General features: G+C 69.7%; 17 protein-coding genes. 8 read left to right on the top strand and 9 right to left on the bottom strand.

All coding sequences use genetic code 11. The annotated features are described in order from the left end of the window. Nucleotides 1-67: 67 nt before the first annotated feature. Both ACRX5W_RS26225 and ACRX5W_RS26220 read left to right on the top strand, forming a co-directional pair. Nucleotides 68-979, top strand: coding sequence for an IclR family transcriptional regulator (locus tag ACRX5W_RS26225; protein WP_436790781.1), 912 nt, complete (start codon nt 68-70; stop codon nt 977-979). Nucleotides 980-1,543: 564 nt separating this feature from the next. Continuing rightward, complete coding sequence (locus ACRX5W_RS26220; protein WP_436790780.1) at nt 1,544-2,929, top strand: ABC transporter substrate-binding protein; 1,386 nt, start codon at nt 1,544-1,546, stop codon at nt 2,927-2,929. A gap of 184 nt (nt 2,930-3,113) precedes the next feature. Here ACRX5W_RS26220 and ACRX5W_RS26215 read toward each other — a convergent pair whose 3' ends face one another. Beyond that, nucleotides 3,114-3,791: a macro domain-containing protein gene (locus tag ACRX5W_RS26215; RefSeq protein ID WP_436790779.1), complete on the bottom strand. Its 678-nt coding sequence runs from the start codon at nt 3,789-3,791 to the stop codon at nt 3,114-3,116. A 294-nt stretch (nt 3,792-4,085) separates the two neighbouring features. On the opposite strand from ACRX5W_RS26215, the gene ACRX5W_RS26210 reads away from it, so the two are divergent. Beyond that, the gene (locus ACRX5W_RS26210; protein ID WP_436790778.1) at nt 4,086-5,705 is read left to right on the top strand and encodes an ADP-ribosyltransferase domain-containing protein; all 1,620 of its coding nucleotides are present in this window, start codon (nt 4,086-4,088) and stop codon (nt 5,703-5,705) included. A gap of 183 nt (nt 5,706-5,888) precedes the next feature. Here ACRX5W_RS26210 and ACRX5W_RS26205 read toward each other — a convergent pair whose 3' ends face one another. Beyond that, complete coding sequence (locus ACRX5W_RS26205; RefSeq protein ID WP_436790777.1) at nt 5,889-6,359, bottom strand: nuclear transport factor 2 family protein; 471 nt, start codon at nt 6,357-6,359, stop codon at nt 5,889-5,891. Between the two features lie 186 nt (nt 6,360-6,545). Continuing rightward, the gene (locus ACRX5W_RS26200) at nt 6,546-6,782 is read right to left on the bottom strand and encodes a tectonin domain-containing protein (RefSeq protein ID WP_436790776.1); all 237 of its coding nucleotides are present in this window, start codon (nt 6,780-6,782) and stop codon (nt 6,546-6,548) included. A 500-nt stretch (nt 6,783-7,282) separates the two neighbouring features. Here ACRX5W_RS26200 and ACRX5W_RS26195 point away from each other — a divergent pair, with 500 nt between their 5' ends. Continuing rightward, nucleotides 7,283-8,185 (top strand): ribonuclease BN, encoded by a 903-nt coding sequence (locus tag ACRX5W_RS26195; RefSeq protein WP_436790775.1) that lies wholly within the window; start codon nt 7,283-7,285, stop codon nt 8,183-8,185. A gap of 218 nt (nt 8,186-8,403) precedes the next feature. Then, nucleotides 8,404-8,943, top strand: a complete 540-nt coding sequence (locus ACRX5W_RS26190; RefSeq protein ID WP_436790774.1) for a DUF488 domain-containing protein — start codon at nt 8,404-8,406, stop codon at nt 8,941-8,943. A 13-nt stretch (nt 8,944-8,956) separates the two neighbouring features. On the opposite strand, the gene cynS is transcribed toward ACRX5W_RS26190, so the two are convergent. Next, on the bottom strand, nt 8,957-9,406 hold the full coding sequence (gene cynS / locus ACRX5W_RS26185) for a cyanase (RefSeq protein WP_436790773.1): 450 nt from the start codon (nt 9,404-9,406) through the stop codon (nt 8,957-8,959). 371 nt (nt 9,407-9,777) lie between these two features. Between cynS and ACRX5W_RS26180 the strand changes: the two genes are divergently transcribed. Continuing rightward, entirely contained in the window at nt 9,778-10,635 is an 858-nt protein-coding gene (locus ACRX5W_RS26180) for a formate/nitrite transporter family protein (protein ID WP_436790772.1), read from the top strand. A 46-nt stretch (nt 10,636-10,681) separates the two neighbouring features. On the opposite strand, the gene ACRX5W_RS26175 is transcribed toward ACRX5W_RS26180, so the two are convergent. Together ACRX5W_RS26175 and ACRX5W_RS26170 are read right to left on the bottom strand one after the other, a co-directional pair. Beyond that, on the bottom strand, nt 10,682-10,945 hold the full coding sequence (locus ACRX5W_RS26175) for a hypothetical protein (RefSeq protein ID WP_436790771.1): 264 nt from the start codon (nt 10,943-10,945) through the stop codon (nt 10,682-10,684). Nucleotides 10,946-11,082: 137 nt separating this feature from the next. After that, nucleotides 11,083-13,920, bottom strand: a complete 2,838-nt coding sequence (locus ACRX5W_RS26170; RefSeq protein WP_436790770.1) for a BTAD domain-containing putative transcriptional regulator — start codon at nt 13,918-13,920, stop codon at nt 11,083-11,085. 229 nt (nt 13,921-14,149) lie between these two features. Here ACRX5W_RS26170 and ACRX5W_RS26165 point away from each other — a divergent pair, with 229 nt between their 5' ends. Then, a complete protein-coding gene (locus ACRX5W_RS26165; RefSeq protein WP_436790769.1) occupies nt 14,150-14,989 on the top strand; it encodes an SAM-dependent methyltransferase in 840 nt (279 codons plus the stop codon). 435 nt (nt 14,990-15,424) lie between these two features. On the opposite strand, the gene ACRX5W_RS26160 is transcribed toward ACRX5W_RS26165, so the two are convergent. After that, complete coding sequence (locus ACRX5W_RS26160; protein WP_436790825.1) at nt 15,425-15,901, bottom strand: RrF2 family transcriptional regulator; 477 nt, start codon at nt 15,899-15,901, stop codon at nt 15,425-15,427. A 136-nt stretch (nt 15,902-16,037) separates the two neighbouring features. On the opposite strand from ACRX5W_RS26160, the gene ACRX5W_RS26155 reads away from it, so the two are divergent. Continuing rightward, complete coding sequence (locus tag ACRX5W_RS26155; protein ID WP_436790768.1) at nt 16,038-16,769, top strand: SDR family oxidoreductase; 732 nt, start codon at nt 16,038-16,040, stop codon at nt 16,767-16,769. A gap of 37 nt (nt 16,770-16,806) precedes the next feature. Here the strand turns inward: ACRX5W_RS26155 and ACRX5W_RS26150 are convergent, their stop codons facing one another. Further along, entirely contained in the window at nt 16,807-17,109 is a 303-nt protein-coding gene (locus ACRX5W_RS26150) for a DUF1330 domain-containing protein (RefSeq protein ID WP_436790767.1), read from the bottom strand. Beyond that, nucleotides 17,106-18,140, bottom strand: coding sequence for an LLM class flavin-dependent oxidoreductase (locus ACRX5W_RS26145; protein ID WP_436790766.1), 1,035 nt, complete (start codon nt 18,138-18,140; stop codon nt 17,106-17,108). The genes ACRX5W_RS26150 and ACRX5W_RS26145 overlap by 4 nt, the downstream gene beginning before the upstream one ends. Between the last annotated feature and the right edge of the window lie 86 nt (nt 18,141-18,226).

Raw genomic sequence — 18,226 nt, 5'->3', positions numbered from 1 at the left:
ATCGCCATAGCAAAACTTAATTTGCAGTCAAGTGTTCAGCTTCACCAAAACCGGATAGTCTCCCCGCATGGCCCGGCCCGCCCCCGCTTCCGTCCGCGCGGCGAACATCGTCTCCTTCCTCACCGCGCACCCCTCGCGGGGTTTCACCATCACCGAGCTGGTCCGCCATCTCGGCATGAACATCGCTTCCGCGCATGCCACGCTCGCGGTGCTGTGCGACTGCGGGTTCGTCATCCGGGACCCGGAGCACCGCACGTACGTCCTGGGCCCGGCCCTCGCCGCGACCGGCCATGCCGCCCTCGAACAGCACCCGGCGATCGAGGCCGCGATCGAACAGGCCGAATCACTTGCCGCCGAACTCGATGCCGAGGTCGGCGTCACCGCGGTCGCCGGCCGGGACGTCATCTTCCTCGCCCGCCGCGGGCCCGAACCGCTCGCCCAGAGCATCGGGTATCCCGGCGACCGTTCGCCTCTGCTCGCCCCCATCGGCGCGATCTTCCTCGCCTGGGCCGACGACGACGTGATCGACACCTGGCTCGAACGCGCCGGGCTCCCGCCCGAGTTGGCCGCGTACTACCGCGAGGTCCTGGCGGACGTCCGCACCCGCGGCTTCAGCGTCCCGCTGCCTCCGATCTCCTCCCCCGCCGTGACCAAGGCGATGTCGCGCGTGCGCAGCGAGCCGACCGACGACGACGCCGTCCGGCGTCTGACCGAGGTGCTTCAGCAGACCCAGGAGATGCTGGTCCCGCTCGGCGGCCTGGCCGACTCCGACGAGATTGTCTTCAAGACCGTCGCCGCCCCGGTCTTCGACCCGATCGGCCGGGTGCTGCTGTCCTTGAGCGTCACCGGGCCCGAGCACCCCGTGCCCGTCGCGGACGTACTCGACCTCGGTCGCCGCGTGGCCCAATCCGCCTCCATCGCCACCCGCCAGGCGCGGGGACGCGCGCCCGCGCCGCGGACGACGACGCGGGCGAGCTGACCCCTTCCGGCCGGTCGGCCGAGCTTCCCGACCGGAACACGGCCGCCAGGCCACGCCTCTGGCGGATCCGATCTCGCCCGGGTTGCCGCGCCCCGATTCGGCGACAGGACTGTCGGCGCGGCCGGGACGGATGACGCACATCCGTTGTGCCCCTTTTGCCACAGCGGCGGGTACGTTCGCGCTACCAACCGTTCGGCAATCCGGGAACCGTTGACACAACTTTCATTTCGCTATCACAATGTGGGCCGTCCCTGAGCCGACAGGTTTTGTCCGCGACGCACGAGCGATTGCCCGCCAGGCGTGCGGGCCCGTGCGGGCCACCAACCGAACCGCGTGTTTCCCCGGCACCGCCGGCCATGAGTCGGCCCCGACGTTCCGCACTTCCGCAAGAAGACCCGGCCTAAGGACGCTCCACGGCCGCGCACTCGCATCACGCGCAGCCGCATCCCTCACCACATCGCTTCGCCGCATCGCCCGGACGGGGAAGCAGCCGGGCCTCGACGAAACCAAAGCGCACATATCCGCATAAAGCAGTTTCTGGGACCAGCTTTGAGGAGGCAGCCCATGAGACCGCAGAGAACCCTGGTCGCCGCGCTGGCGGCGGCCGCTCTGCTCGCGGCAGGATGTTCGGACCGAGGTGACAGCTCCGAACCCGAGTCGGCGCCCGGCAACGCTCAACCGGTTGCCGTATCAGCGGACTTCGGTGATCTGAAGAGCGTCTGCGGGCCCGGCGACCCGACGAGCGCGCCGGCCCAGGGGGTCACCGCCGAGGAGATCAAGGTCGGTGTCTTCAGCGACGTCGGCTTCACCAAGAAGCAGGAATTCCCCGACGCGGCCAAGGTGTTCACCGCCTGGTGCAACGACGCGGGCGGCATCAACGGCCGCAAGCTCGTCGCCAACATCCACGACTCGAAGCTGGTGGAGGTGCGGCAGCGGATGACCGACGCCTGCCGCGACGATTTCGCGCTCGTCGGCGGCGGTGCCGCGCTGGACAACATGGGTGTCAAGGAACGGCTGTCGTGCCTGCTGCCGGACTTCCCCGCCCAACCCGTCTCGCTGGAGAACGGCGGTTCCGATCTCCAGGTGTCCACGCAGCCCGGCGGCTCGTCGTACGTCATGTACGCGGGGCTGTACCACTGGCTGTTGAAGGAGGCGTACCCCGGCTCGGCGAACGCCGTCGGCGTGATCGCCGGCGACTCGCCATCGGTGAAACCGCTGACCGCCATGGCCGACGAGGGTGTCAGGGCAACCGGCGGCACGATCATCTACAACGACCTGTACCCGGCGCAGGGGGTATCGGACTGGATGCCGTACGCGCAGTCGATCAAGAGCAAGAACGTCAAAGGCCTGCTGTTCTACGGGGCGTTCAACCAGCTCTCCAAGCTGGAGCAGGCGCTGACGACGATCGACTACAAGCTCGACTGGATCGACGCCAACAGCAACGCCTACGGCGACGACTTCCTCCAGCTCACCGGCAACCAGGCACTCTCCGCCCAGAACAACGTCGCGGATCTGAGCGGCGTGTTCCCGCTGGAACTTGCCGCGCAGAACCCGGCGACGCAGAAGGTCATCGACCTGTTCGCCAAGTACGCGCCCGGGGCGAAGGTGGGGCTCGGATCCGTCCGCGCGTTCTCGTCCTGGCTGCTGTTCGCCAAGTCGGCCTCGACATGCGGTGACCAGCTCACACGCAAGTGCGTGTACGAAGCCGCACTGAAGGAGAAGGCCTGGACCGCCGGCGGACTCCAGGCACCCTTGGACCTGTCGGTCTCGGACGCCCCGATCGCCTGCAACAACATCGTCACCGCGAGCCCCGACGGCTGGAAGCCCGCGGACTTCAAGCCCGACACCGGCGCCTACCGGTGCAACCTCCCCGTCATCAAACTCACCGGCAACTACCCGAAGCCGGCCACACTCGCCGATGTGGGCAAGAGCATGGCCGACTTCACGTAGCCCCGCGGACACGACGTGGAAGGCTGCCCGCAGCTTGTGGCCGCAGGCAGCCTTCTGCTCGCCGATCGCCGGATGCGGTGGGGGAACTCCCGGCATGACACGGTGAGTTGCCCGTCGGCCGCGTCGGCGTCCCGCACCTGCCTGCCTGGGAGCTCCGGTCCGAACGATCGTGGGCCGCGCCGCATCAGCGACGGGATGTGCTGCGCTTGGGCGGCGTGATGCGCACCCGCGTCTCCTCCGGTGCGGCCTCGATGTCGTCGAGTTGCGCGACGATCGTGCGGCGCAAGTCGTCGTAGTCGTCGAAGCGGTGGTCGTGGAACAGCGTGTAGCCCGTCCACATCAGGTTGGCGCACACCCGTGCCGGCACCCGGCCGGTGCGGGCGCCCATGCCGACCAGGGCGACCGACTCGATGCTGCCCGGCGCGGCCTCGTTCTGCCGGTGGATCGCCTGGAACGCGGCGGCGCACGCGAGCGCCACGTTCAGCGTCCCGCTCACGTTCTCCGACGACGTCTCCATCGTCGGCGTCGAGATCAAAAACTTCGGGTTGACCGCTCCGGAGGCCACGCACACCGCGCTGCCCACCGGGAGGCTTCCGGCGAAGCCGTCGCGGATCGCGCGCTGCACGCGCAGTTGGATGCCGGCTCCGAGGTGCCGCTTGACGGCGGCGTCGACGCCGCCGTCCATCCGGCCGCGCGAGTTGGTCGGACTGACCCACGCGTCGACCTCCTCGTCGAGGATCGAGCCTTTGCGAATCGCGATCCCCGGGGTGTCGGCGAATGCCGCCCGCCATGCCTCCACCACTTTCGGATTGGTGTCGGTGAGCACCACCCTGAGCGGCGGCTGCTCGCGATTCACGGTCATAATCCACTCCGATCGGAAAACGGTCCTTCCACCGCTCACGACCCTACGGGGCGTCGCCGACAACGGTGCGGCGAGGACCGGGAGCCGGCTTCCACCCGGTCGATTGCCGCTGTCATGGGCCGCTGCTAGCGTGCCGCGGGATTTCCACGGGTCGGACCCGGAATACCTTGCCGACAATAGAGGCCAACGCGCCGGATGGGCGTTTTTGGATTTTTGTCGCGCTATCCCGGCATTTCCTGTGGGAATCAATCGTTGTCCCGCCCTGCCGGCTATTGATTCCTCGGAGCTCCTGGAATGAGTGACGCAAACTCCCCCGCCACGCCCGACGCGAACGACCCCCTGGCCCTCACCGAGCTGTTCAAGGGCGGCGGCGAGCCGTGGCTTCCGCTGCTGAAGCCGCTGATCGAGGCGCAGCCGGACGCGCAGTCGTTCATAGGGCCGGGCAGGTCCCCGCAGGTCGTCCCCGTACGCGAACTGACCTTCCAGGCGCTCAAGCCCCATCCGCCGCACAAGTGGAAGGTCGTCGTCTTCGGGCAGAACCCGTACCCGAGGCCGGAGAGCGCCACCGGCATCGCGATGTTCGACAACACGTTCCACGATTGGGCGGACAGCCAGTTCGGCCGGGTCGTCAGCATCCGCTGCATCATCAAGGCCGCGGCGATGTGGAAATACGGCATTCCCAAGAAGACCCCGATCGCCGACGTGCGTGCGCTGTTGAAAAAGCAGGAGACCGTACAGCCGCCGGAATGGTTCCAGGCGATGCTCACGCAGGGCGTTCTCCTGTTGAACGCCTCACTCACCGCGGACAGCGACGGGGCCACGGCGACCGACCGGCACACCGCATTCTGGCGGCCGGTCGCGGAACGCATTGTCGAGGAAATTCTCCAGGCCAAGCAGAATGCGGACGACGAAGAGGACCGGGGTGTCGTCTTCGCATGGTGGGGTGCGCACGCGCGCAATCTGAAAAAGGTGGTCGTCGGGCTGGAGAAGAAATACCCGGACGTCGAGGTCCGGCACATCGACCACCCCAACCCCGCGGCACAGGGCGACATCTTCTGTGACGGCGATCATTTCACCGTGGTCAACGACGCACTGGCCTCGCTCGGCGCCGACGAGATCGACTGGCTGCCCAGCGCCGGATGGAACCAGCTCGCCGCCGACGCCGACGGCGGCAATGCCGAAACGGCAAAGCGCATGGGCGCGTTCATCGCCTCCACGATGGAACTGCACCAGCTCTACCTCGACCGGCTGTCAAGCGTAAAAGACGAAGGCCTCGTCCTCCCTGCCATCACGGGAGTGTTCGACACCCCGCTCATGGATTTCCGCGACGCGGTGTCGCCCGTCGCCGAACTGCTGTCCGGTCTCGGCTCGCACGTCGATCGTTCGTACGACTTCGCCAAGCAGCGGGCGGGCGAGGCAGTTTCCGGCCTGTCGGCCGACGCGATCGCCGCGCTGTACCTCTACACCTGCGAATCCGCCTTCTACCGGGAGATCAACGCCGTCCTGCGGACGCCGGACCGGAGCAAAGTCGTCCCGTACCTTCCGTATCTGCGGCTGCTGTTCTCCGCGGTGTCTCAACTGCCCGCCCGCACCGAGCCGTTGTGGCGCGGCGTTTCACTGGACCTGCGTGCGCAATATCCGCTCGGCCGAACGGTGACGTGGTGGGGTGTCTCGTCGTGCACGTCCGAACTCGGTGTCGCGAAGTCCTTTCTGGGTTCGCGCGGCAAGCGCACGCTTTTCGAGGTCGTTCCCGTGCGCGCGGTGGGAATCCGCAGTTTCTCGGCGTTCACCGACGAGGAGGAGTACATCCTCACACCGGGCACGCAGCTCAAGGTCACCGGCGTCACAGCCGAACGCGGCGGTCTGTGCACGGTGAAGCTGACCGAGTTGGAGGAGCAGACCCTGGTGTCGTAGCCGGTGACTTCCGTGCGCGCGATGCGCCTGTTGGTCCACGCCGATGCCCAGGATCGGACGCCGCTGATCGTGGTCGCCTCGGTCGTGTCGTTCCTGACCGCGCAGTTCGTGCGCGGCGTACGGAAGTCGCGTGAGACGGGACGGTTCCGTCGGTCCGGACGCCGCATCGACGTTGTTTGTCGCTTACTCGACAGCAGACGGAGGTGCCATGGTCGAGTTCGGGGCTCGCCAGTCGGTGGAGACGAACCGGTGGCGGATCAGCCATGCGTCGCCGACGGGTACGAGGACGTCGCGGTAGCGGCCGTAGTGGTCGAGGCCGATTTCGGTGAAGACCGTGAAGTAGGCCTCAACACGTGCCTGTTCGGGGGTGATCTCCAGGAAGCGGACATTCGTCAGCACGTGGCGCACGATGCGGCGCGGGCCGTCGGCGCACGGGGCGGGCCGGGGCTCGTCGTCGCCTCCCGCCGCGACGCCGGAGAGGAAGCGCACGATGGCCTCGCGTCCCTCCAGCGGCTCCCGGCCGCGCAGTTCCAGCCGCCCGTCCGCACAGAACGCGGAGGCCAGCCCGTCGAGACGCAGGGCGTCCCCCGACCAGTTGTAGAGGGCGAGCGTGTCGCGGACGCGTTCGCGGACCGTCAGTTCCCACAGTTCCATGAACGCGGGAGTCTACGGCCCCGCTTCACGCGGACGACAGACGGCAGGGGTCAGTGCGCATTCGACGTCGCTCGAAGCCTCGCGCCCGGCGGTGTTCGGAGAACATCGCCCGCCGACGAACTACGGGAGCGAGGCCGGGCAGGCCCCGCCCCTTGGTGGGGTCGGGGCCTGCCGCATGCCGTCGGCTCAACCGGGCTGGTCGCCGCTGTAGCGGTAGATGTCGCCGTTGCGGTTGACGCCCCACACCGTGCCGTCCGCGCCCGCGCCGATGTCGATGAGGCCACCGGGGATGTTGACCCACGGGTTGCCGTCGTTGTTGGTGTACCGGTAGATGCCCCCGCCGGAGTTCACGCCCCACACGGTGGTCCGCGAACCTGCCGCGATCGCCGCGAGGCCGCCGGAGATCTTCGTCCAATCAGCCATGCCCGAACCTTCTCCCCATCGTTCGGATGTTGCTTTCGGATGACCGCACTGCCGTTTGAACCACCCGGCACCGCCTGTGACTTGGGTCGGCCGCATTGGTGCGTTCCGTCGGTGGTCAGCCGGTTGTCCGGCTGTCGTTGTTCGGCGGCGAACCGCGTGCGCGGGGCCGGATGCGTTCGCCGGCCGCGCTGGTCGATCCGCGCCCGGGGGCACGCCGTCTGCGCCGCCTGACCCGGTCGCCCGGCCGCATTCCGCGTGGCTGCCTCGCCCACGGGCCGCCGGCCTGGTTGTCTTCCCTGGGCAGGACGGACGGCGACCTGCCCGCGCCTGTCCCCCGGCGCTCCCGGGGAGACGCGTTGACCCGGCAGCCGTGCGGCGGCGGCACCCACCCGCAGTCCCGCTCGCCGGCCGGATACTCGACCGGGTTTCGGGTACCGCGCCCGGCGGGTCGCGGCGGCAGGGCCGGCGGGCGGGACGAGGGAGACGAGGGAGTGGGCGCCATGGGCGAGCGGCGCGATGATGCGGCCCCGCGCGGGCGGCGGCTGCGTGCGACGGCGGGCGCGGTCCGGGGGAAGCTGCCCGGCCGTGCCGCCGTACGCCGGTCGCTGGTCGGAGCCGGGCGCTGCTACCGGCGCGGCGCGGAGATCGAACTCATGCACCGCTCGATGGGGTTCGCCGCGCTCGGTCTGGTCACGCTCGTCCCGCTGCTCATCGTCGTCGCCGCCGCGAACCCGTTGCCCGAGCACGTGCCCTATCCCGGCTTCGGCGGCTGGATCGTCGACGCGATGGGCATCTCCGGCCGGTCCGCGGAGTCCGTACAGCAGCTGTTCACCGCGCCACGCCAGGTCCTGAGCACGACCAGCGCGTTCAGCCTCGCGATTCTCGCGCTGTTCGGCCTGTCCTTCGCGGCCAGCGTGCAGACCGGCTACGAGAAGGTGTGGGGGTTGTCGGTGGGCCCCTGGCACAAGGCGTGGCGCGGGGTGGTGTGGCTCGCGATACTCGCCGCCTACCTGTTCGGCATGGCCTCCAGCCGCAGCCTTCCGTTGGGCGGTCCGCTGCACAGCCTGGCGCGGGTTGTGATCATCGTGGTGGGCGGCTGGCTGTTCTTCTGGTGGAGCCAGTACTTCCTGCTCGCCGGCCGCATCCCGGCCCGGTTCCTCGCCCCCGGGGCCGTCGCCACGATGGGAGGGCTGGTGGGGCTGCGGCTGTTCTCCGCCGTGGTCTTCGCCCCGCTGATCGTGGGCAACGCCGTCACCTACGGGCCGGTGGGCACGCTGCTCATGGTCGAATCGTGGCTGGTCGGCGCGGGTTTCGTGGTGTTCGGCGGAGCGCTGGTCGGGCGCCTGCTGTACGACGAATACCACGGCGACGGCACCACGCAGGCCGTCGCGACCAAAAGCTGACAGCATCGCAGGCCGAGGGCCAGGGTGAGCGCGCCGACGCCCGCCACCGGCAGGGAGATCCCGGTGTACGCGACGACGAAGAACGCGGTGCGGGATGCAGCCGGTCGACCACGGGACGACCATGGTGGCAGCGTCCACCACGCCCCGGGGGCACAGGCGCGGCGGGCGGGAAGCTGTCGCCACCGGTCAGGAGCCCGACGATCGCCGAGCACGCACTGATGACGTTCGGTCACGGGACCGCCGATCGAGCCCGGTTGGCCGCGTTGCTGCGCGGCGCCGAGGTCGGTCTCGTCGTCGACGTCAGGACCGCTCCCGGCAGCCGTCGCAACCCGGACGCGCTGCGGGACAGGCTTGAGCGGTGGCTGCCCGAGGAGGGCGTGGGCTACCGCTGGGAGCGCCGCCTCGGCGGGTTCCGCAAGGCGGCGCCCGATTCACCGGACACCGTGTGGCGCAACGCGTCGTTCCGGGCGTACGCCGGCCACACCCGCGAGCCGGATTTCCTCGACGCGATGGACACCTTGCTGGCGGAGGCGGCCGGCACGCGGACCGCCGTGATGTGCAGCGAAGCCGTGTGGTGGCGCTGCCACCGCCGCATCATCGCGGACTTCGCCGTGCTGGTCGCGCGGACGCCCGTGCTGCACCTCATGCACGGCGGACGCCTGATGCGGCACGCACCGACCCCCGGAGCCAGGGTGCGCCCGGACGGCCTGTTGGTGTACGACGGTCGGCCGGGCGAACCCCCTCCCCCGGCCGGCTGAGACCGCCGATCCGTCACCACTTGTAGTCGAGGAATTTGCCGTCGAAGGTGACGACGACCCGGTCTCCGTCCGGGTCCGGGCGGCGGGCGATGTCGACGCGGAAGTTGATGGCGCTCATGATTCCGTCGCCGAACTCCTCGTGGATGAGCTCCTTCAGCGCGGGACCGTAGACGGACAGCGCCTCGACGAAGCGGTACACCGTCGGGTCACTCATCAGTTCGGCGGCGGAACCGCGGGACGGCTGACGGCACAGGCTCTCCGCGACCCGTTCGCCCAGGCCGAGGAACCCACAGATTTTCGCGGCTTGTTCGGGTGCCATCGGATGCTGTCCGAGCAGGGCGGCGGTGGTCCACACGAGCGGCGCGCCGATCGCGGCGGCGAGGTCCGCCCACGTGTGGCCGCCGCGCAGCCGGGCGGCGACGACCAGTTCGGCGGCTTCGGACTTGCTCATGATCGGGGTCATGCCGGGCTCCTGGTGACGGGTGTGCAGGAAGTCCCGGCAGCTTTGCCTGTCATACGCGGCAACGCCAGGCGGAAACACGGCCGTCACACGATTTTGACGTCCGAAACACACAGGCCCCGCGTCCGCGCGTCCCGCGTCATGTACGCGAAACACACCCAACGACGCTCACACCGGGTCGAGTTCGCGGTGAGATCGACGTGACCCGATGTTCGCGGCCAGGTCATCGCAGGGAAAACGCCGCTGCCCACCATCGTCGGGTCACGCCGGGTTCCGGCAGGGCCGACCAGCCGACGCAGCCGCCCAGTAGCCCCAGTTACCCCAGTTGCCCAGTTGCCCCGTTGACCAGTTGCCGCAAGGGAAAGAGCGACGCCATGTCCTACGTGAGTCCCCCGGAGTTCGTCGGCAAGATGATCGACGCCGGTGAGTCGAAAGTGTTCATGTCCACCCGAGACACCGTGATCCGCGCCTTCATGGCCGGAGCGATCCTCGGGCTGGCGGCTGCTTTCGCGGTGACGGTCACCGTGCAGACCGGTCAGGCCATCGTCGGTGCCCTGCTGTTCCCGGTCGGGTTCTGCATGTTGTACCTGTTGGGATTCGACCTGCTGACCGGTGTGTTCACCCTCGTTCCGCTGGCCCTGATCGACAAGCGCCCCGGTGTTCGGCCGCGTTCGGTTCTGCGCAACTGGGGGTTGGTGTTCGTCGGGAACTTCGCGGGGGCGCTCACTGTCGCGCTCATGATGGCCGTGACCTTCACGTACGCCTTCAGTGTGGACCCGAACCAGGTCGGCGAAGCCATCGGGCACATCGGTGAGGGCCGCACAGTCGGCTACGCCGACCACGGGGCCGCGGGAATGCTGACGCTGTTCATCCGCGGAGTCCTGTGCAACTGGATGGTGTCCACGGGCGTTGTCGCGGCCATGCTGTCGACTTCGGTGTCGGGCAAGGTGATCGCCATGTGGATGCCCATCCTGGTGTTCTTCTACATGGGCTTCGAGCACTCGGTCGTGAACATGTTCCTGTTCCCGTCGGGCCTGATGCTCGGCGGTGACTTTTCCGTCGGCGACTACCTGATCTGGAACGAGATTCCGACCGTGCTCGGCAACCTGGTCGGCGGTCTGGCCTTCGTCGGGCTGACGCTCTACGCGACCCACGCACGCACCGCGCCGAACCGCCCGGCACCCGAGAAGGAGACGTCCCCGGCCGAGCCCGACCCCATGGTGAAGGTCTGACACGCCTGCCGGCCACGCGCCGGAACGGCGAGTCGGCCGCTGACGGTTACGTACACAGGTTGGTGACGTCGTCGCCCGGTGGTGCGGCGCAGAATTTCGTGGCGTTGCCGGCCGAGGAGACCAGGTCGACCCGCAGCATCTCCCCGGGCCGGAGGGTGATCGGCGGGCCGCACGCGGTGTCGGCGGTGCCCTGCTCCGAGACAGTGCAGGAGACCGAGTGGTCGACCGCGGTCCCGGCCTCTTGATGATGTGTCAGGGCAGCGTTCGGAGCGGCGAGGAACACGGCGATCAGCGGCAACCTGGCGCGCATGACATGTGCGACTTTCTTCGACGGAGACGTGAAGACCGGCGGGCGGCGCTCGGTCGGGCAACTGAGCGCCGCCCGCCGGTGTGCCCAACTCTTTCGCCGGGTCCTGTCAGCCTGGTCACATGCCGGTCACGTGCCGGTCACGCGCCGCGCCGGTGGGTCTCGTGTGCGATGTCGACGGCGAGAGCGACGGCGTCGTCCGCTGTCGCGCCGCGTTGCCACGCCTTGGCGTACGCCTGCGGGTCAAGACGCTGCCGGACGACGCGCTCCGTGCCGAGATGCAGGTGGTGGAACGGCCGCAGCCCGGTCAGGGCCACTCCGGTCATGCGGCGTAGGCGGTGGGCCGCGCCGAGCAACCGGGCGCTGTGCTCCGGGCGTTCGAGCGCACCGAGCACCCATGCGAGGGTTTCCACGGCCCACGCGGGACCCCAGTTGTCGTCCATGGCGTGCTGCCGCACCAGGGCGTCGCGCAGCGGCATGAGGGCCGACGCGGGGTCGCCGTGCCGGAGTTCGGTGAGGCCGACGCACCACTGGGCCCAGGTGCGGGCCCAGTCTCCGCCGGAGGCCTCGGCTTCGGCGAGGTAGGTCGCGCAGGCGCGTACTGCGGCGTCCGGCGACCCGAGGAAGGCGGCGGCCATCGCCCAGAACATGGTGGCCATGTGGGCGTCACCGTGGTGCCCGAGTGTACGGAACTCACCGCGTACGCGGGCCAGTTGGCTGATGGAGCCCGGGTCGCTGCGAACCAGCAGCGCGAACACGCCCTGGACATAGGCCAACGGAGCGGGGCGGACGAGCGCGGGGACCGACCTGACTTCGTCCAACAGCGCGGCGGCGGCCGGATGGTCGCCCTGGATCGTCGCGATGAAGACCTTCATGGCGGTGACGGCGACGAGTGGTTCGCCTGCCGCCGGGTCGAGGAGCGCTGACAGGCTGTCGATCCACAGCCGTGCCTCGCCCAGTGAGCCGGAATGGAACCACGAGCGCGAACGCATCAGGTTGGCGGCGATCTCCGCCCCGACCGGCGCGCGGTCCGGGTGCGTACGGCAGAACTCCAACGCCGCGCGCAGGTTGGGCAGTTCCTCGCGCAGCCGGCCCAACCACGCGGCTTCGTCCGGGCCACACCACTCGGCGGCGGCCCGCGCGGCCAAGGCGCGGTAGTGGTCGCTGTGGCGGGCCCGGAGCGCGCTCGCGCTTCCGTCCGCACGCAGGCGTGCGATGCCGTATTGCCGAATGGTCTCCAGGAGCCGGTAGCGCGTCGTGCTGCCGGTGCGGTCGCACATCACGACGGACTTGTGGACGAGGCCGGTCAGGTGTGCCAGCACGTCCCCGGGCCCGATGCCGACTCCGGCACACACCGCCTCGGCCGCCTCCAGGTCGAAGCTCCCGGCGAAGACCGACAGGCGCGCCCAGAGCAGCCGCTCCCCCGGTGTGCACAGTTCGTGGCTCCAGTCCATGACCGCGCCGAGCGTCCGCCCGTACCGGTGGGTCCCGGAAAACCGCGGGGCGGCGAGCAGTTCCAAGCTGTCCGCAAGGCGCTCCAACGTTTCCTCGACGGTCAGCGAGCCGAGCCGTACGGCGGCCAACTCGATGGCGAGCGGAATCCCGTCCAGGCGCCGGCACAGCTCGACCACGGCGCTGCCCCGCCGTTCGCCGTCCAACACCGCCCCGCAGGCCGACGCGCGTTCCACGAGCAGCCGGGCCGCTTCCGACGCCGTCCCGTCGGCCTCGTCGTCCAGCGCCAGGCAGGGGACGCGGTAGATGTGCTCTCCGGAGACTCCGAGTTGCTCCCGGCTGGTGGCCAGCACCCGCAGTGCCGGGGCGACCCGCAGGAGACGCAGTACGAGGTCGGCGACCGCGTCCACGAGGTGTTCGCAGTTGTCGACCACGAGCAGTAGTTCTCGATCGCGCACGTGGTCGGCCACCGCGTCGGCCGGTGAACGCGTGGACTGGTCGCGCAGCCCCAGTGCCGCCGCGACCGCGTGTTCGACCAAGGCCGGGTCGGTCACCGCCGCAAGGTCGACCAGCCAGGCACCGTCGCCGAACGCGGGCATGCATCCGCAGGCCGCACGCAACGCCAGCCGGGTCTTGCCGACCCCGCCCACCCCGGTGAGGGTCACCAGGCGAGACGTCGCCAACAGCCTTTTGACCTCCGCGAGTTCGTACTCCCTTCCGATGAAGGATGTCGTTTCCGCGGGCAGGTTCCCGGCGCTGCGCGACGCGCGCCGGACGGGCGCGATCTCGGGCGCCGCCGTCAGCACGCGCTGGTGCATGGCCTTCAGATCTGCGCCCGGGTCGACACCCAGTTCCTCGGCCAGGATGCCGGCGGCGGAACGATAGGCCGCCAAGGCCTCCCCTTGGCGGCCGCACTGATACAGCGCCAGCATCCGCTGCTCCCAGAAACGTTCGTGCAGCGGATGACGCACCGTCAGTCGGCCCAGCTCCACCAGCGTTTCGGCTGCCCGGCCGCACCGGATGAGTGCGTCGGCCCACAACTCGTGGGCGGCGATGCGTTGTTCGCACAGCGCCGAGACCACGTCACGGAAGGGCTCAGGCGGCAGGTCCGACAGCGGGTCACCGTTCCACTGCCCCAACGCGTCGCCGAGCAGCACCGCCGCACGTTGCGGATCTGCCCGCGCCAGAGCACCTCTGCCCTGGTCGACGAGCGCCGAGAAACGGTGTGCGTCCACAAGGCCGGGGGCGATGTCGGCGACGTAGCCGCGGCGATCGGTCCGCACCACCTCGGCACCGATGAGGCGGCGCAGTCGCAGGACGTAGTTCTGCACGGCGTTGCGTGCTCCGGCGGGCGGGCGATCCTGCCACAGCCTCTCCACAAGGACGTCCACAGGGACGACCCGCCCGGCCTCGACCACCAAGGCGGCAAGCAGAATGCGCAGTTTCGCCGCACCGAGCGGGACCGGTACGCCGTCACACGTGACGGTGAGCCGCCCCAGAATCTCGAACCTGTACCGTGCGCTCACCTGCGGATCATAGAACGTTCCGCAATCGAGGTATCACACACAGTGATAAGACGGTTCCGGGGGGTGAACTCCCGCGCCCAAGCCCGGCTTCGTGTGTGCACCGGGGGGACGGATGGTCGGCGGTCGGGGGCCTTCGTGGGCGGTGGACGCGAGGGCCTGGTCGGGAGATAGGCTGGTACGGCATTGGCCAAGGTGGCTGATGTGACGTCAAGAACCTTCGGGGGTACGGGTGTCCGACCAACACGTGGGCGACCCTGCGGCGGATTGGAAGCCGACCGGAATCGATGTGTCGGTTCCGAGTGTCGCCAGGATGTACGACTACTACCTGGGCGGCAAGGACAACTTCAAGGCCGACCGTGACGCCTCCGACCAGTTGGCCGCGGCGGCACCCGGAACCCAGGCGCTGGCGATCAACAACCGCCGTTATCTTCAGCGGGCCGTGCGCGTGCTCGCCGAGGAGCACGGGGTGAAGCAGTTCCTCGACCACGGCTCCGGCCTGCCGACGCAGGACAACGTCCACCAGGTCGCGCAGTCCGTGCACCCCTCGGCACGGGTCGTCTACATCGACAACGACCCGATCGTCCTCGCCCACGGCCGCGCACTGCTCGCGGACAACGCGACCACCACCGTCATCACCGCGGACATGCGCGACACCGACGGCGTGATGCAACACCCCGACGTCGTCAAGCTCCTCGACTTCGACCAACCCGTCGCGGCGTTGTTCGTCTCCGTCCTCCACTGCATCCCCGACAGCGACGACCCCGGCGCGCTGCTGCGGCGGGTCGTGGACCGCCTCGCCCCGGGCAGCTTCGTGGTGGTCTCGCACCTTGTCTCCCACGACGACGAAGTACGCGAGCGGCTCACCGACTTCATGCTCACCGCGACGCAGGGCAACTGGGGACGCGTCCGCACTGCGAAGGACGTGACGGCCTTCTTCGCGGAAGCCGGCCTGGAACTGCTCGATCCCGGCTTGGTCGAGGTCTCGCAGTGGCGCCCGGACGGCAGCGAAGGGCCCGTCCAGGAGACCACCGAGTGGATCGAGTTCGGCGGCGTCGCCCGCAAGCCGTAGGTACGGAACCAACGTGAGGCCGTGTCCGGGGTGGCGAAACGCCCGGTCACGGCCTTCAGTTCGGCCTGCGCCGGGGTGAGTGCGACGTACGTCTCGGCGTCGTGACCGCTGGTGCAGTAGCACGTACCGGGGAGCGGGCCCACAGAGGCCGCAGCCGCGACGGGGCGAAAAAGCAGTCGCCCCACGGCAGTTCGGTGATCCTTACGCGTCGCGCTCCGCTGCGCGGATGCTCCTGCACGTGGCAACAGCCGTGCGGTGAGCGGTGGCGGACGCGTGGCTCACCGCCGTCAGGCGCCGGTGCCGGTGCCGGAACAATCGGACCGCAGGCGACTCGCGAAGCCGCCTACTCACCCTGGCCCCGCCTTCCCCCGTCGGGTGGCGGCCGGCGCCAAGGAACAGCGCTTGTTGCCGTGACGCCGCGGCGTGGCGCGGGCGTCAGGTGTCGCTCGACGCCAGCCAGGCGCCGATGCCGGTGAAGGCGCCGGGGCCGTGCGTGGTGCGGACGTCCCGCGCCAGGTCGGCGAGTGAGACCTTGCCCAGGGACGCGCGCCAGGCGGCGTCGGCCTCGGCCATGACCCGGGCGATGCCGCAGGGGCCGGTGCACGACTCGGGTGGGAGGGCGAGCGGACCCCGCTGCCGGATCTCGGTGCAGACGAATGCCGGGTCCGGACCGTCGATCGCCTCGACGACGTCGAGCACCGTGATGTCCTCGGGCGGGCGCGTGAGTACGTAGCCGCCCGCTTTGCCCTGCACCGAACGGACGAGCCCGGCGCGGGAAAGCGCCTGGAGTTGTTTGGCGAGGTAGCTGGGCGAGACATCGTGCAGTTGCGCCAGGCGCGTGGCCGGGACCGGCGCCCGCACGGAGGTGAGCGCGACACAGCAGTGGATCGCCCACTCGACGCCGCCGGACATCTTCACCCGATCACTCTAACGGCGCCCGCTTGACTCGGATAGTTTCTATCCGAGTATCATTCGCGGACAGAAAGTATCCGAGTTAGAACCCGGGTGCGGCCCGTGCCGGACGCGTCCGTGACGGAAAGGCGTTGCCATGCAGATCGCAGTTCTCGGCGGAACCGGCCTCATCGGGTCGCAGGTCGTGGAAAAGCTGAACGCCGCCGGACACCGTGCGGTGCCGCTTGCGACGTCGACGGGCGTCGACGTCGTCACCGGGGAGGGCCTGGAGGAGGGACTGGCCGGCGCGGATGTGGCGGTGAACCTGACGAACTCCCCCACGTTCGACGACGCTTCCGCGGACTTCTTCCGCACCAGCATGGACAACTTGCTGTCCGCGAGCCGCAAGGCCGGTGTCGGGCACGTGGTGGTCCTGTCGATCGTCGGCGTCGACAAGGTGCCCGACCTCGCCTACTACCGCGCCAAGGTCCTCCAGGAGGACGTGCTCAAGGCGGGTTCGATCCCGTGGTCGATTGTCCGGGCCACGCAGTTCATGGAGTTCATCGACGCGGTCCTGTCCTGGACCACGGAGGGCGACACCGTACGCCTGCCGGCCACCCCGATCCAGCCGATCGCCGCCGCCGAGGTCGCCGAAGCGGTCGCGGACGTCGCCGCGGGCGCCCCGCTCAACGGCATCCTCGAAGTGGCCGGCCCCGAGGTCTTCACCCTCGACGAACTCGGCCGGATCACCGTGGAAGCCCATGGCGACCACCGCAGCGTGGTCACCGCCGACGCCGGGATGTTCGCCGCCGTACCGGGCGACGCGCTCGTCGCCCACGGCGACGGTACCCGCATCGCCCAGACGCGCTACGCCGACTGGCTCGCCTGAGGCACCGCGGCACGGCCCGCCGGGTGCCGGCGGGCCCTCAGCCGGGGAACTCGAACCCCGGGAGGATGACGAGGTTGCTCTCGGCGGCGCTGTCGCGGAGGGGCTTGGCTGCCTGGTAGCCGGCCGATTCGTACCACGCGCGTGCCGCCTCCACCGACGCGAATTCCAGAACCACGGTCCGGGTGCCGTGCCAGCGGCCTTCGACGACCTGGATGTCCTCGGTGGCGGCGAGCACGGTCCCCCGGTGCTCGACGAGCGGTGCGGTGGACGCCTTTTCGTACTCCGTCATCACCGCCCGGTCGTGGATCGCCTCGGTGAGGATCACGTAGCCCTTGCTCATGCGTGCCGCCCCTCTCGCGGTCGTGTCGCCTCGGCCATGGCGCGCAGTTCGCGTGCCACGTCGGGGCCGGCCGGGGTGTAGATGATCTCGTCGAAGCCTGCCTCGGCGAGATCATCGACTTTCCCGGCGATCCGGGCTGCGTCGCCGACCAGGTTCGCGACGTCGATTTCGGCGTCGCCGACCAGGTGTGCGGCGTCCAACTGCTCAAGGACGCGGCGGTCGCGGTCGGGCAGGTGCGTGACGTGGCCCTCGAAGGTCAGCAGGTGGCGTTCGCTCTCGGGCGCCGAGGCCTCCAGCGCGTCGCGCCAGGCCCGCCCGCCGGGCAGGGCGTCGACCGCGGCTGCGCCGCCGAAGGCGTACGCGGTGTGCCACTCGACGATCCGCCACGGACCGATCGCCTCCCGGACGCGCTGCGAACCGGGGTCCTCGCCGGGGGCGAGCACGGTGCCGGAGATGAGCGTCGCGGTCGGGAGGGCAGGGTGCGGCGGCCCGATGATGCCGTCCGCGAGCTCGGCGGCCATGGCGTTGCCGCGGGGACCGAACACGCTGAGCCACAAAGGCACTTCGATCGGCCGGGGGGCGGTCAGGCCCGCCGCGTGCAGCATCCGCACGGGCCGGCCGTCCACGGTCGCGGTCTCCCCCGCCAGCAGTCGGCGCACGGCCGCGGTGTAGTCGGCGAGCGCCTTCAGGGCCATCGGGCGTCGCCCCACCGTCAGTCGCGCGGTGAACCCGGTGCCGAAGCACGCCCGGAAGCGCCCGCCGGAGATGCGGGCGAGGGTGGCAATCCCGGACGCCATGGCCATAACGGACCGCTGCTGGGGGATCAGGACGGCGGTGCCGAGCCCGATGCGCGTCGTCCGCTGCGCGGCGAGGGCGAGATGGACGAACGGGTCCTCCCACAGCGGCGCCGAGTCGAATATCCAGACCCTGGCGTAGCCGAGCTCCTCGGCCAACACGGCCAGGTCGGCGAACTCCGGCCCGGGCGGCAGACCGCACGACAGCTCCGGACCTGCGCCGACCGCCGCGCTCACAGCGCTCCCTCGGCGGCGATGGGGGCGCCGGTACCGGACGTGGTCCGTTGCGGCGGAACGGTTCCCGACACCGGCATCAACTCTCC

This window comes from Yinghuangia sp. YIM S10712 (assembly GCF_051388935.1).
In the GTDB taxonomy this organism is placed as follows: domain Bacteria; phylum Actinomycetota; class Actinomycetes; order Streptomycetales; family Streptomycetaceae; genus Yinghuangia.
This window is presented reverse-complemented; position numbering and strand designations above follow the sequence as displayed.